This window comes from Sphingobacterium sp. MYb382 (assembly GCF_037572665.1).
GTDB lineage: Bacteria > Bacteroidota > Bacteroidia > Sphingobacteriales > Sphingobacteriaceae > Sphingobacterium.
Genome location: NZ_JBBGZT010000023.1, coordinates 40,716 through 56,483, shown reverse-complemented (window position 1 = coordinate 56,483; position 15,768 = coordinate 40,716). Strand labels below are relative to the sequence as shown.

Genomic DNA, 15,768 nt, shown 5'->3' with positions numbered 1-15,768 from the left:
AGGCTAAATCCTAACAAACTGCCAAATGGACAGGCTCCATGTAGCGGATAAAAATATTTAAATCTACTTGAACTGAATGGTTTTTACAGGGGATATACGGCTAATTAACATCGAGGGAATGAACAAAGTCAACACGCCAATAACAACGACAGCTGCATTTAAACCAACGACTTCTAACCAAGAGATAGACATCGGTACGTACTCTATATAATAGGTAGCTGCATCAAGCCCAAAGAAATGTGTTTGTGTTTGAAATACATAGAGACCTATCGCAATCAAGTTACCTATTAATAAGCCGTAGCCAATCAAATACATGGAGTTATAAAGAAAAACACGCCGTATGCCACCGTTACTATACCCTAAAGCTTTTAATATTCCAATCATTGAGGAACGCTCTAAGATGCTAATCAACAATGCCGATATCATATTGATGACTGCAACAATCACCATAAGGGCAAAAATCACATTATCATTCATATCCAGCATATCGAGCCAATTGAAAACATCAGGCATTTGCTCAACAATGCTGGTCGCATGCAATCGCACAGGTATTTTATCGTTCAATATTTCGGTCGTAGCCTCCAAGGAATCAAAATGAGCGATACGTACTTCATAACCACCCGCCTCTTCTTCTGCTAGGTTGTTAAGGCGACGGATTAAATCTAAAGAACCAATGACATATGTTTTATCAAGCTCTTCAGAATTAGTAGTAAAAATCCCTTTTACAGTAAAAGGACGTTTACGAATAGGCTCTTGTACAAAATACATGACAAACTTATCACCCACACCGATATGCAGTCGTTTTGCTAAGAAGTCTGTTATTAAAATTTGTGTATTAGGATCTTTAGCAAAGTCTATCGTATCTCCAGAAAGAAGACTCTTTGCCAATTGTTTTTGTTCATAACTATGGTCAACACCTTTCAGTAACACCCCCTCCACTTCGCCATTTACATGTATAATCCCCGCCTTAGTAGCGAAAGGCGACACCTGCTGAACCTGGGGAATAGCCTTTAATTCGGCTAGCTGCTGTTTAGATAACTGAATAGGAGAATTCTCGTAGGAGGTATTTAAATCATTTTTAGAAATAATAATATCACCAAAAAAGCCGCGCTGCTTCTCAATAATTTCACTCTTGAAGCCTTTGAGGATGGCTACAGATAGAATAATAGCACTGATAGCCAGCGCCAAAGCGCCGATTGTGACACGAACGATCAATTTTGAAAAAGTCCGTCGTCCTGTAATTGTTATACGCTTGGCTAAAAAGTAGGGAAAATTCAAGCTAAAAATTAATTTGTACCTTCGCAAAGTTAATAAAATTTGTCAATACCGACATTTCTCTTGAAATAGAAAATTTACTGAGCTTATGCGTATAATTTTTATGGGTACCCCCGATTTTGCAGTAGCTTCTTTGCAAGCTTTATTGGATGCTGGCGAAGAAGTTGTAGCTGTGGTTACAACACCAGATAAGCCTGCAGGACGTGGGCAGAAGGTGCATGAATCGGCTGTTAAGCAGTTTGCCCAATCAAAAAACATCCCTGTACTTCAACCTGTAAAGTTAAAAGACCCTGAATTTCTAGCGGCATTAAAGTCTTACGCTGCAGACTTACAGATTGTCGTTGCTTTCCGTATGTTGCCTGAATCTGTTTGGGATATGCCAGCACAAGGAACGGTAAATGTACATGCTTCGTTGCTGCCGCAGTATCGCGGTGCAGCCCCAATCAACCATGCTATTATACAAGGAGAGACAGTAACAGGTGTAACCACCTTCATACTTCAGCATGAAATAGACACGGGTAATGTATTGTTTACAGAAGAAGTAGCGATTTTAGATAGCGACAATGCTGGAACCTTACACGATAAGCTGATGCATGCTGGAGCACGCACGTTGCTGAAAACGGTAGATGCTATAAAAAAAGGTACGCATATAGCAACTCCACAAGACGAGCTGACTGTAGATGCCTTACAACATGCACCGAAGATTTTTAAAGAAGATTGTAAAATTAATTGGGCAGCACCAACGGATAAAGTATATAACTTTATCAGAGGACTAAGCCCCTATCCTGCTGCCTACACCTCATTGGATGGTAAAGTGCTAAAAATATACAGTACCGAAAAATCGGAAAAGTTAGCTATTGAAGCTGGCGCATACCAAACGGATGGCAAAAGCTATTTATCTTTTGCTACCGCGGATGGCTCATTACGTATCCTTTCCCTTCAAATAGAAGGAAAAAAGAGAATGCTTGTAGACGAGTTTTTAAGAGGGTACCGCTTCGGCTAGTCCTCTTCTTCCTCACCTTCTACATACTCTAGGATATCTCCTGGTTGACAGTCTAAGGCTTTGCATAGTGCACTAAGGGTACTCATGCGAATAGCCTTGGACTTTTGATTTTTAATAATAGAAAGATTGGACAAAGTAATTCCTACCTTTTGACTTAATTCATTTAGAGAGATCCGCTTTTTTGACATTAAGCTATCAAGATGAATTTTAATTGGCATAAACATATCTCCTTTAAAGTTCGACAAAACACTAGCATAACAATTTAATTACAGTTTTGTTTTATTGATATTCAAAAAGCCAAAGAAGAAGCAAGCGCTTAATCTTAAATTAGTTAAGCAATGTTAAATTTTTGAGGTATCTGAAACAAAATCTTGAATAGGTAGTTATTGCTAGTAAACGTTAAGAAATTGGAATAATTTTTGCGGTGTACTTTGTACAATATTTCTTTTCTTAACTACCTCATTCTGAGTAATTAATTTACATCCACATGAAGGTTATTTCGTAAAAAAACAGTATATTTGTAAACATTTCATAAAGAGAAAGGTATTTAATACATTAAATGAGACAGCTCAAAATTACACAATCCATTACCAATCGTGAATCCCAGTCGTTAGACAAGTATCTTCACGAGATTGGTAAAGTAGACTTAATTACAGCGGAAGAGGAAGTAATCTTGGCTCAACGTATTCGCGAGGGAGATCAAGTTGCTTTAGAGAAATTAACAAAAACCAATTTAAGGTTCGTTGTTTCTGTTGCTAAACAATATCAAAATCAAGGTCTTACTTTGGGTGACTTGATTAACGAGGGCAATTTAGGCCTTATTAAAGCAGCAAAACGTTTTGATGAAACGAAAGGATTTAAGTTTATTTCTTATGCTGTATGGTGGATTCGTCAGTCAATTTTGCAAGCTATTGCCGAGCAATCACGTATCGTGCGTTTGCCCCTAAACCAAGTAGGGTCATTAAGCAAGATCAGTAAAGCTTTTTCAAAATTAGAGCAAGAATACGAGCGTGAGCCTTCCCCTGAGGAGCTTGCTGACATCTTGGAAACTACGGTTGACAAAGTGTCGGACACGCTGAGTAATTCTGGTAGACACGTATCGATGGATGCGCCCTTTGTACAAGGTGAAGAAAATACCTTGTTGGACGTATTAGAGAATAGCGATCCCGATACTGATAGTTTACTTATCGACGAATCATTATCTGAAGAAATTAAACGTTCTTTAGCTACTTTAACTGAGCGCGAGCGCGAGATTATCGTGTTGTTCTTTGGTTTAGGAACTAACCACCAGTTATCTCTAGAAGAAATTGGCGAGAAGTTCAGCTTGACTAGAGAGCGTGTACGCCAGATTAAAGACAAGGCCCTACAACGCTTGAGACATACTTCACGTAGTAAAATTTTAAAATCTTATTTAGGTTAATTTTCTTATTAACTTTATTTGAAAAGCGCAATTTAAAAGATTGCGCTTTTTTTATACCTAGTAGTTAAATCATAGCTACTATCTAGCAATTAAGCATTTTCTCGTATTATGTGGTAATACTACACTCTGCACTTCGTGCATTGGGAAGCTAATAATATGCGATCCCGCTGGGATCAGATGGCTATAAAATGAAACTGTTGCTATAGCTATGTCAATCCTCCGGATTGAGGTGTCTGAAAATAGAATGAGATTAAGAAATTTCAAAAGGAAGGTTTTATACATGGTGTCTTCTTTCTAACTAATTCCTAAATCTCTCTTCGCTAAGTTCGGCGTGACGTAGTCGCTATGTGATTTTCCTAAGTGAGTCTTCTTGCTTTTCACTAATTGCTAACGCGCTCTCTTCGCTACGTTCTTCGTGACGTAATCGATATGGGATTTCGCTTAGCGGACTTTCTTGATTGTTATTAATACCTAGACCTCTCTCTAAACTTAGCCCGCAGGGAAGCTAATAATATGCGATCCCGCTGAGGTCGTATGGTTATAAAATGAAACTGTTGCTATAGCTATGTCAATCCTCCGGATTGAAGTATTGGAAAATAGAATGCGATTAAGAAATTTCAAAAGGAAGATTTCAGGCTTGGTGTCTTCTATATAACTAATTCCTAGACATCACTCTTCGCTACGTTCGCCGGGACGTATTCGCTATGTGATTTTCCTAAGTGAGTCTTCTTGCTTTTCACTAATTGCTAACGCGCTCTCTTCGCTACGTTCTTCGTGACGTAATCGCTATGTACTTTCTCTAAGTGAGCCTTCTTGCTTTTTAAGCCCTCCGTTTGCGCGACGTTCGATGTAAGGTAATTGTTTCGTCGCTTTCTTATTCAGTTTTTTCTTGCGCTAGGGATTGGAGCGATTGTTTGAGCTCTTTGGCCTACGCGCAGCAGGAGGTCAAAAGCGAGTGCGGAAAGCCCGACACCTGGGGCACATCTAAAAGTGCCACAGGCGGAGCGCCCAAAACAAAAAACAGGCAACCTTCATGGGGCTGCCTGTCTCTTTTATGCTTTACGCTTACTTGACTTCGTCTGGTAGTAAGATAAATTTGAAAAGACGATCGTCTTTCAAATACTTATCAGCGACTTGTTTTACAGATTCGATAGATATTTTATCTAAATCTTGTAAGTAACGCGTGATATATGTAGGGTCATCACTTCGCTGGTATGCACCTGCAATCTGTCCTAACCAGAATTTATTCTCCTTTAAGGATAATTCAAGCTGACGTTTCTTTTCTATTTTAAACTTCGCCAAATCATCTGCTGTAGGTCCGTTAGCTATCACTTTATGGATTTCATCGATTGCTGAGTTGATAAGTGAACTATATTTATCTACACCAGTACCAAAAGAAACGGTGAAACTGTAACGATTTTTCGGCAGTTTGCTTGTCGATGCGCGTGCTCCTGTACCATAAACACCACTCTCATCTTCACGTAAGCGCTCTAATAATTTAATCGTTAAAACGCTTTCCAGTGCATCCATATTCAAGTTTTCTTGCTCATTATAGTTATAGTCACCATAATAAGTCAAGACTACAGTTGCTTTTTGATCTTGACCTTTGTGAACAATCTTTTCAAAACCTTGACTAGGCTCGTAAAGACCTAAGTCTTTAGCTTTATCCTGACGATTTAAACTTGGTAAGGAAGCTAGGTATTGCTCGATATACGGTTTTATTTCCTCTTCTGTGAACGAACCGACAATGGTAAACACGAAGTCGGAGGCATCAGCAAATCGGTCTTTGTAAATTTCTAAGGCACGCTGCTGATTGACTTGCTTCAAACCTGTTGCGTCCAGCGGTACACGACGAATGCTATTGTTATATAGACTGCCAAGCACGGTTTTACTAAAGATAAAGTTTGGATTGCTCTCCTGGTTAGCCAACATCGAGGCTGTTTTGGTGATTGTACTTTGATATACATCGTCCTCAATACGTGGCTCCGTGAAGTAGCCATAGATAAGTTCAAAAGCTAATTTTAAGCCTTCTTTATCGCTAAAACCTGATATACCTTCGCTACGTTCATTTAAGAAAGGGCTGATATTAACATTTTTGCCCGTCATGTATTTACGTAATTCCGTCGTATTCAACTGTCCTACGCCACTCGCATTCACCAATCCGCTAGCTTGCGAAGCCGAGAAATAATCGGCATCACTATATAATGAGGTTCCGCCTGCGCTTGAAGCTGTAATTAGAATTTCATCATTTTTAAATGCCGTAGGCTTCAATACAACCTTCACACCGTTACTCAGTTGAAGTTCTTTCACACCAATAGCATCAATTGCCTTCGTCGTGATTACCTGACCTTTAACGGGTTCTTTGGAAAGTAAAGGCAACTCAGACACCTTATCTTCATAAGCCGTCAAGTTCTCTTGCTCCACTTGGTTGAACCAGGTATTTACGGCCTCTTCGTTAGGAAGCTTTGCCTTTTCATTATCTGGCGCCATGATTACGATATCACGATTGGTATTCACATAGAACGTTTTGCCAATAGCATTCACCTCTTTTAATGATAAAGTAGGGAGCAACTGCTTTGTCAATCGGTAAGAATCCTCATTGCTCAAGGCTGGCGCATCTTCTAAGAAATGGTTTAAGTAGCTATTTACGTAGCTATCGGATTTTTTCTTGTCGCGCTCGGCATAAATGGTCTCGTTGCTCTTATTCATCGCAGCCACGGCACGTTTAAACTCCGTTTCTGTAAAACCAAATTTCTCTACACGTTCCAATTCTCTCACCAAAGCTTTAAAGCCTAGTTCAAACTCATTAGGCTTGGCCACGAAAACAGCTGTATAGGCATCCAGTCCACCTAGGAAAGAGCCTATATTGACATTACCTTGAATAAAGGGTGGTGTTGCCGACTGTGACAACTCGCCTAAACGGGCATTCAACAAACTGCTGTAGACAGATTTTGCTATTGACGTACGGATATCGCCAACCGTCTTGAGCTTCGATTCGGTGTGTTTTATAATAAGCTGCCCTACGGTATAGGTCATCTCTGCGTCGGTAACGGCAATAAATTGATTCTTATTGTTCAACGCTACAGTATGTTCTATACGCTTAGGTGCATTTTTAGGCGCTTTAAGGTCCGAGAACAAACGGATTACTTCCTTCTCAATGGCTGCCACATCAATATCACCAACGATAATAATGGACTGCAAATCGGGACGGTACCAATCTTGGTGAAACTTGCGCAATTCTGCATATGGAAAATTCTTTATACTTTCCTCCGTTCCGATTGGTAATCTATTGGAGAACAAAGAGTGGTTTAACACCAAGGGCAAGTATTGATCACGCATACGCTGTGCTGCACCTCGTCCGCCACGCATCTCTTCCAACACAATACCACGCTCTTTATCTATTTCCTCGTCAGTTAGCAAGGCATCTTGTGCCCAGTCGCGCATCACCTGCAATCCATTCTTTAACAATGCAGGATCGTCAGAAGGAATAGGCAGTTGATATACCGTTTGGTCGAAACCAGTATATGCGTTTAGATCACTACCGAAGCGTACACCAGCTTTCTGCAGATAATCAACAAGTTCATTTTTTGGAAAATGCTTTAGCCCATTAAAGTTCATGTGCTCTAAGAAGTGCGCTAAGCCTAGCTGCTGCTCTGTTTCCAGGACGGAGCCTACTTTATTGGCAAGAAACATCACAACGCGATCTTTAGGCTCTACGTTCTTGCGGATATAGTATTGAAAGCCATTTTTCAGTTTTCCAGTTTTCACTTGATGATCAAAAGGAAGTTTCGCGTTCCAGGCTAACGTATCTTGAACCAGCATCTGTCTAGCCTCATTGCGCATATTAGTAGGACTAGCCTTTACGGCAGCCAATGATAGCGGCAATAAAAAAGCTAATGTAATTGGTTTCAATATCTTCATTATAGTTTATTTAATTGTTAATTACGTAAATCTACAAAATTTTAGTAGTATATGACATCCCTTTGGCGCATTTTATTCCGTATCTTTAGCTATGGATTGGCTTGCATGTAAAAAGGACTTTAAAAGATATCTTCAATTTGAAAGAAGCTTATCGCAAAACTCCATTGACGCTTACCTCAACGATGTCAACAAGTTAGAAAGCTTCTGCACCTACAAGCAGCTTGACTTGGCGGAGGTGAACACGCGTAATATTCAGCAGTTCTTAATGTTTGTCAATGAGTTTCATATATCTCCCTATACGCAGGCTCGTTTACTCTCTGGATTGAAGACTTTCTTCGCCTTCTTGCAACTGGAATATGAGCTTCCTACAAATCCAGCAGCTCTACTTGAGACTCCACGCATTAGCCGAAAGATTCCTAGTGTATTAAACATCCAAGAGATAGACCAATTAATTGCGGCTATTGATTTGTCAAGTGCTGAAGGCACACGCAACAAGGCTATATTAGAAACTTTATATGGCTGTGGCTTGCGGGTATCCGAATTGGTCAATTTAAAAATATCGAACCTTTTCTTAGATGTGGAGTTTGTTAAGGTTGAAGGAAAAGGTAACAAGGAAAGGCTTATCCCAATTGGACAACAAGCTATTAAATACTTAAAAATATACCTTGCTGAGATACGTCCCAATCAGCCAATTAAAGCAGGTCAAGAAGATTATGTGTTCCTGAACAGACGAGGATCGCAGCTTTCAAGGGTTATGGTTTTTATCATCATCAAAGACTTGGCTAAAAAAATTAACCTTACAAAGGTAATAAGCCCCCACACCTTTCGCCATTCTTTTGCATCGCATCTCGTTGAAGGTGGTGCCGACCTAAGAGCCGTACAGGATATGTTGGGCCATGAAAGCATTACCACAACAGAAATTTACACGCACATCGACAAAGATTATTTACAATCGGTTATTACGCAGTATCATCCACGGTCATAAGCGTAATATATTTGTTATTGTTTGCAATAGTGTTGCATTTGACTTACCTTTGCTGACAAGATGTTCAAAAGTATCCTGAGATATATTATATTCTACCTGTCGTTAACCAGCTTGGTTGTAACGACGGGCTTGCAATATAATCATGATACGCGCCATCAGCATGAGGACTCCAGTTGCCACGATCAAGGGAAAAGGGCAGACAATTGTGGTTTATGTTGGTTCATGGGTCATCAGATTAGTACCGACATCGTCAGTGCTATTCCATCGGTTGCTCCGGCATCTCATCATTTATTTACTTCATCTGAGCTATACGAAGTGCCATCCCTTGTGGTATGCTTCGTCTTACAAAAAGGAAATAAGGATCCTCCATCCGCGCTTGTTTAAGGCACATTCTTAATTTTTGTACAATACATTTCATTTTTTTAATGCAAAGAAGCTTCTTGAGTCTTTTGCTTGTATTCTTTATTCATTTAGGGACAAGTAAAGCACAGCAGTCTTGCGCATTATCCATCAAAGGACAAGTTACTTTAACGGGAACAAATATGCCGATATCGGGTATATCAGTATCTTTAGTTGAAGCTAAAAAAAGCCTGCAAACGGATAAAGCTGGACGATTTAATCTAACAAAGTTATGCGTAGGCACGCATACGCTAACCCTCCGCGCTGTTGGTTTTATACCCGCTAGCTACACGTTGAATCTACGCGCAGACACGACGCTTAGTCTTGTTATGGAAAAGGATTTTCAGCAATTGCAGTCTGTGAAGGTTACAGCAACGCAAGCGGGTTCACTATCCAGCAGTACGCATGGCTTAAGTCGTCAGCAACTGGAAGAGAATAAAGGTAGGCTTCTGGCGGAAACGCTAACAGAGGTAGCGGGCGTTACGACAATGACAATGGGCAGCACAATCGCGAAGCCTATTATCAACGGTATGCATAGCCAGCGTATCTTGATGCTCAACAATGGCGTGCGCCATGAAGGCCAACAATGGGGGGCAGAGCATGCGCCAGAAATTGATCCTTTTGTAGCTGACCGTATTGAGGTTATTAAAGGAGCACAAGGGGTGCAATATGGTGCTGACGCATTGGCTGGTGTTATTTTAGTGGCGCCTAGACAAATAGCTACTGATAAAGCGCTATCTGGCAAGGCAGACCTTATCGGCCGCTCTAACGGACGTGGTATGATTGGTAATATCGCCTTGGAAGGGGGCGTAAAAGCATTACCTAACTTCGGTTGGCGTACTCAACTATCCGGTAAAAAGATAGGCAATTACCGTTCCGCAGACTACATACTTGGTAATACAGGCGTGCGCGAGCTCAATTATAGTACTGCAGCACAATATAGCTTCAAAAAGAATGAAATCGAGGCCTTCTATAGCCATTTTGGCACTGATATCGGTATTTTTGAAGGTGCACATATTGGAACTGTTGAGGATTTACGTGCGCGTATCGCTCGTGGTTATCCTTTTGAAACATACGACTTCAGCTATAACATTCAAGCACCGAAACAGCGTGTAGACCATGACTTATTTAAGTTGTCGTGGAAGCATCAGTTTTCTGATGAACGCTCGTTAAACTTCCAGTATAGCATTCAGCGTAACCACCGTTTGGAATATGACCGTCGCCGTATAGAATCGGACAATACGCCGATGGCGGATATGCAACTGACGACACAAGGCTTCGAGGCAATCTACAAGTCTGGCGAGCAACGTTTGGGGGTGCAGGCGAACCTACAGGTGAATAACAATAAACCGGGTACGGGTACTACGCCTATCATTCCAAATTTTGATAGCTTCAACTTAGGGGTCTTTGCGAGCCGTACTTTTCAGCTTCGTCATTTACAGGCTGAGCTAGGTATTCGTTATGATTATAAGCATCTTGATGCCGCTGGTTATCGTTATGACTACCAGCACCCTGATGCAGATGGTGTCGTTCAGCAATATTTAATGAGCGATAGTCGTCAATTTCATAACGTATCTGGAACAGCAGGTATCTCCTATCCTATTAGCAGCAACCTGACCTTGAAGAGTAACCTAGGCTTAGCATGGCGTGCGCCTTCGGCGAATGAATTGTATAGCGATGGTTTACATCACGGTAGCGCCACTTACGAAGTCGGCGATAAAAATTTGAAAAGTGAAAAAGGACTGAAATGGAATGACGCTTTTATATGGCGTGGCGAGAAGATACAGCTTACTGCAGATCTTTATGGACAGCTTGTATTTGATTATATCTATGCACAACCAAACCCAGACTCGGTACGCCAAACTATTCGCGGTACCTTTCCGCTCTTTGCATACAAACAGAATGATGCCTTATTTTATGGTGCTGACTTGTCAGCCAAGTATACATTAACAAATGCTTTAGCCTACACCTTGGATGTTTCCTTGGTGCGTGCGCGCAACTTAACGCTTAAAGAATACTTGCCTTATATTCCATCGGACCAGCTTAGACAAAGCCTACAATGGACTATTAACGGGCCTAAATCAAGTGTCAATTACCTTAAACTAGCTCACCGTTTTGTTGCAAAACAAACACGTTATGATGTTGGTTCGGATTATACTGCTCCTCCTGCTGCCTATCATTTGATAGATTTGTTGGCCAGCAGTACATTCCCTGTACAGCATCAAAAAAACATGAACATCCTGATTGGCGTAGACAACCTATTTAACACAGCCTACAAAGACTACATGGATCGTTTTCGTTATTTCGCTCACCAAATGGGGCGCAACGTAACACTAAAAATTTCTTACGAATTCTAAAAAATTAATCATGAAAAAATTAAAGTTTATCGCTATTCTATCTGGTCTATTCTTCGTTGCTACTTCTTGTTCTAAAAATGACCCTACCCCAGAAACTGACCAAGAAGAGGTAGGCACTGCAACGTTAACTTTTACTGAAGTAGAGCGCGAGTCTCATGGTGACCACTTTCACTACAATGATATTAAAAACCCAGAAGTTGAAATCATCAAATTTTCGGGAACAAATTTATTACCAGCCGTTGGTTCTCATGCGCATTTAGAATTGGGAAAAACATATAGATTGACTTTGACTGCAACAGATTTCGCTGGTAGAGAGACGCAGCAAACATTTGTACAACGTGCTGACATCCACCAAGCATTTTTGATTGGTGCTCCTGAAGGAAGCTTAACTTACGTTTATGCAGACAAAGATGCTGATGGGAAAAATGTTCAAGTGGGTGTAACAGGTTATATTACGGTTGATAAAATCATCGACAAACCATTTTTATTGCGTTACATCATCCGCCACCTGAATCCTGGCGTTAAAGCTAAAATTACGGCTGCTGATTGGAACAACGTTAATTTTGCTCAATTTACAGGTGAGAATGATTTGGATCTTAAAGCAGAATTACACTTGGTTCAAGCAGGTCACGACCACGACTAAGCAAAGATACCATTCTCTATAAAATTAGTATTTTAAAAGCAGTGCACAGAGCTGGATTCTATCAGTAATGTGCGCTGCTTTTTTATTTATGTTGGCCGTGTAATGATATAGGTTTGTAAAAACAAAAGTATAGCATGAGATGTGCACAAGAATAAGTGGCAATTAGCCATAAAAAAAGGGAACATTCATTTGAATGCTCCCTTTTTTTAAGTGCCCGCGGCGGGGGTCGAACCCACATCGTCAGAACCGGAATCTGATATTCTATCCATTGAACTACGCAGGCTTTGCTGGCAAAAATAGCATTTTTATCCTAATTATATAGCGAAATCTGAAATATAAATTCCACTATAGAGATGGCCGTTTTTGAAGACACATAAAGACTATAAAATGAAGTAGTTTACCACAGGTAACCTAATGAAAGGGTTCTACTACAAAGTCTATAAATATTCAAAAAGCGCTAGCCGGTTTGGCTAGCGCTTTTTGAAATTTTATTAAAGCACGTAAAATATTAGATTTTGAAACCTAAAACCCAGTAGTTCTCATAGAACCATATTTTTTGTGATGCTTTATCTATACCTTTTCTACCTGTTGTAGGAATGGTACGCATATCTGTCCATCCAGTTTTGAAACTTCCCTGAAGGTATAATCTTTTGTTGAAATGGAATTGAGCACCTACTTTTGCAGCACCACCATAACCAGCAATGTTCCAGAAGTGGTTTTTTCCCTCACCAAAGATACGCACATCAGAGCGTGGAATAATCAAGCCAGCCTCTACCCCTGTTTGCATCGTTAAATACATCTTCCCTGCGGGTGCTACCCATATATCGTCATAACGCTCTAACGCAACAGTAGCAAAGTTATAACCATCCGTATGCTCATACTTGAAGTCATCAGGGTTTAAATAAACCATGTCGCCACTTTTCGTATCACCAAATACACCGCTTGGAACACCTGGATCAGAAACTGTTTTATCGGCATAACCTGTAAACTTCACAGATTGCGGTGTTTCCACCACATATTTCATGTGATCCCAACCAAGAGAAATGGAATAGTTATCGTTAATGAAATAACCAAAGTGGAAGTTAAACTGTGGGATAGTAATCTGCGCAGGATTAATATAATCTAACGACAACTTCGATGGTCTATCGCCAGCTTTCACATCATGTAATGTAAAATCATAGCCCGGACCTCTAAAGCGAATATCAGATTTATTATACCAGGAGAAATTATATCCCCAATGAACGTAGAAACGTCCATTATTACTTTGGATACGGTGATTCTTCGGATTAAAAATACTCTTTCTTTCTTCTTTTCTTTCCTCTTTTTGTTGCTCTTGATTTTGTTCGAACGATTGTTCTTGTTGCGCAAAAACCGAAGTAACGGCAGATAGTCCGATAAGGACCGGTAGAATTATTTTTTTCATAAAGTCTTCAAGAAAAAACCCGGTACAGAAGTACCGGGCTGTATCATCGAAAGCTAATTAAATTATTTAGCTTGATTTTTACGGATAATATTTAATGCACCACCAGCTTTGAACCATTCAATTTGCTGTGCATTGTACGTGTGGTTTACAAGAATTTCTTCTTTAGAACCATCTACGTGGTGTAATACGATTGTTAACGGCTGTCCCGGAGCAAAAGTAGTCAATCCTAAGATATCAATACTGTCGTTTTCTTGGATTTTATCGTAATCCTCTTTGTTTGCAAACGTTAAACCTAACATACCTTGTTTTTTCAAGTTAGTCTCGTGGATACGAGCGAAAGATTTAACCAATACCGCACGAACACCTAAGTGACGAGGCTCCATTGCAGCATGCTCACGCGAAGAACCTTCACCGTAGTTTTCGTCACCAACAACGATAGATCCAATACCAGCTGCTTTGTAAGCACGTTGTGTTGCTGGAACAGCACCATATTCGCCAGTTAATTGATTTTTAACGTTATCTGTATTTTCGTTAAAGTAATTTACAGCACCAATCAACATGTTGTTAGAGATGTTGTCTAAGTGACCACGGTATTTCAACCAAGGACCTGCCATAGAGATGTGGTCAGTCGTACATTTACCTTTCGCTTTGATTAATAATTTCAAACCGAATAAGTCTGTACCTTCCCATGCTGCAAATGGCTCTAACAATTGAAGACGATCAGAAGTCGGCGCTACGTCAACGTTAACACCAGAACCATCAGCTGCTGGAGCTTGGTATCCTGCATCTTCTACTGCAAATCCGTTTACTGGCAATTCATCACCTGTAGGTGGATCCAATTTCACTTGCTCGCCATCTTTGTTTGTCAACGTATCTGTCAACGGGTTAAAACCTAAGTTACCTGAGATTGCGATGGCAGCTACCATTTCTGGAGAAGTTACGAAAGCAAAAGTATTAGGGTTACCATCAGCACGTTTCGCAAAGTTACGGTTGAATGAGTGAACGATTGTATTTTTCTCTTGTTTGTCAGCATCTGGACGATCCCACATACCGATACAAGGACCACAAGCATTTGTAAAGATTGTAGCGTTTAATTCTTCGAAAGTTTTCAAGAATCCATCACGATCAGCTGTGTAGCGTACTTGCTCAGAACCTGGGTTGATACCAAATTCAGCTTTAATACCTAAACCTTTGTCAATAGCTTGTCTAGCGATAGATGCTGCGCGGGATAAATCTTCGTAAGAAGAGTTCGTACACGAACCAATTAAACCCCACTCTACCGATAAAGGCCAGCCATTTTTCTCCGCCTCTTCACGCATGCGAGAAACTGGAGTATATAAATCTGGTGTGAAAGGACCATTCAAAGAAGGCTCCAACTCAGATAAATTGATCTCAATTAATTGATCGAAGTATTGCTCAGGATTAGCATACACTTCAGCATCTGCTGTTAAGTGTTCTTTGATTGCGTTTGCTGCGTCAGCTACTTCTTCACGACCTGTAGCGCGTAAGTAACGCTCCATAGTATCGTCATAACCGAAAGTAGATGTAGTAGCACCAATCTCAGCACCCATGTTACAGATTGTACCTTTACCAGTACATGATAAAGATTCAGCACCTTCACCGAAATATTCTACGATAGCACCTGTACCACCTTTAACCGTTAAGATACCAGCAACTTTCAAGATTACATCTTTAGCAGATGCCCATCCAGATAATTTACCAACTAACTTAACACCGATTAATTTAGGAAATTTAAGCTCCCAAGGAAGACCAGCCATTACGTCGCATGCATCAGCACCACCAACACCAATAGCAATCATACCTAAACCACCAGCATTCACTGTGTGGGAGTCAGTACCGATCATTAAACCACCTGGGAAAGCATAGTTCTCCAATACTACTTGGTGAATAATACCTGCACCTGGTTTCCAGAAACCGATACCATATTTATTTGATACGGAAGATAAAAAGTTGAACACTTCTGAACTTTCGTTTTTAGCACGCGTTAAATCTTGCTCTGCGCCATCTCTAGCTTGGATCAAGTGGTCACAGTGTACTGTTGAAGGAACAGCTACTTTCGGACGACCAGCTTGCATAAATTGTAACAATGCCATCTGCGCTGTTGCATCTTGCATCGCTACGCGATCTGGTGCGAAGTCTACATAAGAGCTACCACGCTCATATGCTTCTGTAGCGTTTCCTGCCCATAAGTGAGCATATAAAATTTTCTCAGATACGGTCAAAGGTTTATTTACCACTTGACGAGCAGCAGCGATGCGCTCGTTGTATTGGCTATAAACCTTTTTTATCATTTCTATATCAAAAGCCATTTATTAATAAAT

At 40.4% G+C, this 15,768-nt stretch carries 10 protein-coding genes and 1 tRNA gene; 5 read left to right on the top strand and 6 right to left on the bottom strand.

The window, feature by feature from the left end; translation table 11 throughout:
- Positions 1-63: 63 nt before the first annotated feature.
- Positions 64-1,278: an ABC transporter permease gene (locus WH223_RS09880; RefSeq protein ID WP_340047454.1), complete on the bottom strand. Its 1,215-nt coding sequence runs from the start codon at positions 1,276-1,278 to the stop codon at positions 64-66.
- 85 nt (positions 1,279-1,363) lie between these two features.
- Here WH223_RS09880 and fmt point away from each other — a divergent pair, with 85 nt between their 5' ends.
- Entirely contained in the window at positions 1,364-2,278 is a 915-nt protein-coding gene (fmt, locus tag WH223_RS09875) for a methionyl-tRNA formyltransferase (protein WP_340047453.1), read from the top strand.
- Here the strand turns inward: fmt and WH223_RS09870 are convergent.
- Positions 2,275-2,496 carry a helix-turn-helix domain-containing protein gene (locus WH223_RS09870; protein ID WP_340047452.1) on the bottom strand — a complete coding sequence of 74 codons (222 nt, stop codon included), beginning with the start codon at positions 2,494-2,496 and terminating at the stop codon, positions 2,275-2,277. The two genes, fmt and WH223_RS09870, sit on opposite strands and share 4 nt — an antisense overlap.
- A gap of 341 nt (positions 2,497-2,837) precedes the next feature.
- On the opposite strand from WH223_RS09870, the gene WH223_RS09865 reads away from it, so the two are divergent.
- The gene (locus WH223_RS09865; RefSeq protein WP_085471636.1) at positions 2,838-3,698 is read left to right on the top strand and encodes a sigma-70 family RNA polymerase sigma factor; all 861 of its coding nucleotides are present in this window, start codon (positions 2,838-2,840) and stop codon (positions 3,696-3,698) included.
- Between the two features lie 1,065 nt (positions 3,699-4,763).
- Here the strand turns inward: WH223_RS09865 and WH223_RS09860 are convergent.
- The gene (locus tag WH223_RS09860; RefSeq protein WP_340047451.1) at positions 4,764-7,619 is read right to left on the bottom strand and encodes a M16 family metallopeptidase; all 2,856 of its coding nucleotides are present in this window, start codon (positions 7,617-7,619) and stop codon (positions 4,764-4,766) included.
- A gap of 91 nt (positions 7,620-7,710) precedes the next feature.
- On the opposite strand from WH223_RS09860, the gene xerD reads away from it, so the two are divergent.
- The 3 genes from xerD to WH223_RS09845 all read left to right on the top strand — a co-directional run bounded on the left by xerD (position 7,711) and on the right by WH223_RS09845 (position 12,003).
- Positions 7,711-8,604: a site-specific tyrosine recombinase XerD gene (gene xerD / locus WH223_RS09855; protein WP_340047450.1), complete on the top strand. Its 894-nt coding sequence runs from the start codon at positions 7,711-7,713 to the stop codon at positions 8,602-8,604.
- Positions 8,605-9,029: 425 nt separating this feature from the next.
- Positions 9,030-11,360 (top strand): TonB-dependent receptor, encoded by a 2,331-nt coding sequence (locus WH223_RS09850; RefSeq protein WP_340047449.1) that lies wholly within the window; start codon positions 9,030-9,032, stop codon positions 11,358-11,360.
- A 10-nt stretch (positions 11,361-11,370) separates the two neighbouring features.
- Positions 11,371-12,003 (top strand): hypothetical protein, encoded by a 633-nt coding sequence (locus WH223_RS09845; RefSeq protein ID WP_340047448.1) that lies wholly within the window; start codon positions 11,371-11,373, stop codon positions 12,001-12,003.
- A gap of 211 nt (positions 12,004-12,214) precedes the next feature.
- Here WH223_RS09845 and WH223_RS09840 read toward each other — a convergent pair.
- The 3 genes from WH223_RS09840 to WH223_RS09830 form a co-directional block, all read right to left on the bottom strand.
- Positions 12,215-12,286 (bottom strand) — tRNA-Arg (locus WH223_RS09840).
- A gap of 225 nt (positions 12,287-12,511) precedes the next feature.
- A complete protein-coding gene (locus WH223_RS09835) occupies positions 12,512-13,426 on the bottom strand; it encodes a hypothetical protein (protein WP_340047447.1) in 915 nt (304 codons plus the stop codon).
- 62 nt (positions 13,427-13,488) lie between these two features.
- The gene (locus WH223_RS09830; RefSeq protein WP_340047446.1) at positions 13,489-15,756 is read right to left on the bottom strand and encodes an aconitate hydratase; all 2,268 of its coding nucleotides are present in this window, start codon (positions 15,754-15,756) and stop codon (positions 13,489-13,491) included.
- Between the last annotated feature and the right edge of the window lie 12 nt (positions 15,757-15,768).

Bases quoted from the DNA above. Each gene is read 5' to 3' on its own strand.
- WH223_RS09870 (WP_340047452.1), bottom strand. From the start codon at position 2,496: ATGCCAATTAAAATTCATCTTGATAGCTTAATGTCAAAAAAGCGGATC.
- WH223_RS09865 (WP_085471636.1), top strand. From the start codon at position 2,838: ATGAGACAGCTCAAAATTACACAATCCATTACCAATCGTGAATCCCAG.
- WH223_RS09845 (WP_340047448.1), top strand. From the start codon at position 11,371: ATGAAAAAATTAAAGTTTATCGCTATTCTATCTGGTCTATTCTTCGTT.
- WH223_RS09835 (WP_340047447.1), bottom strand. From the start codon at position 13,426: ATGAAAAAAATAATTCTACCGGTCCTTATCGGACTATCTGCCGTTACT.
- WH223_RS09830 (WP_340047446.1), bottom strand. From the start codon at position 15,756: ATGGCTTTTGATATAGAAATGATAAAAAAGGTTTATAGCCAATACAAC.
- xerD (WP_340047450.1), top strand. From the start codon at position 7,711: ATGGATTGGCTTGCATGTAAAAAGGACTTTAAAAGATATCTTCAATTT.
- WH223_RS09860 (WP_340047451.1), bottom strand. From the start codon at position 7,619: ATGAAGATATTGAAACCAATTACATTAGCTTTTTTATTGCCGCTATCA.
- WH223_RS09850 (WP_340047449.1), top strand. From the start codon at position 9,030: ATGCAAAGAAGCTTCTTGAGTCTTTTGCTTGTATTCTTTATTCATTTA.
- fmt (WP_340047453.1), top strand. From the start codon at position 1,364: ATGCGTATAATTTTTATGGGTACCCCCGATTTTGCAGTAGCTTCTTTG.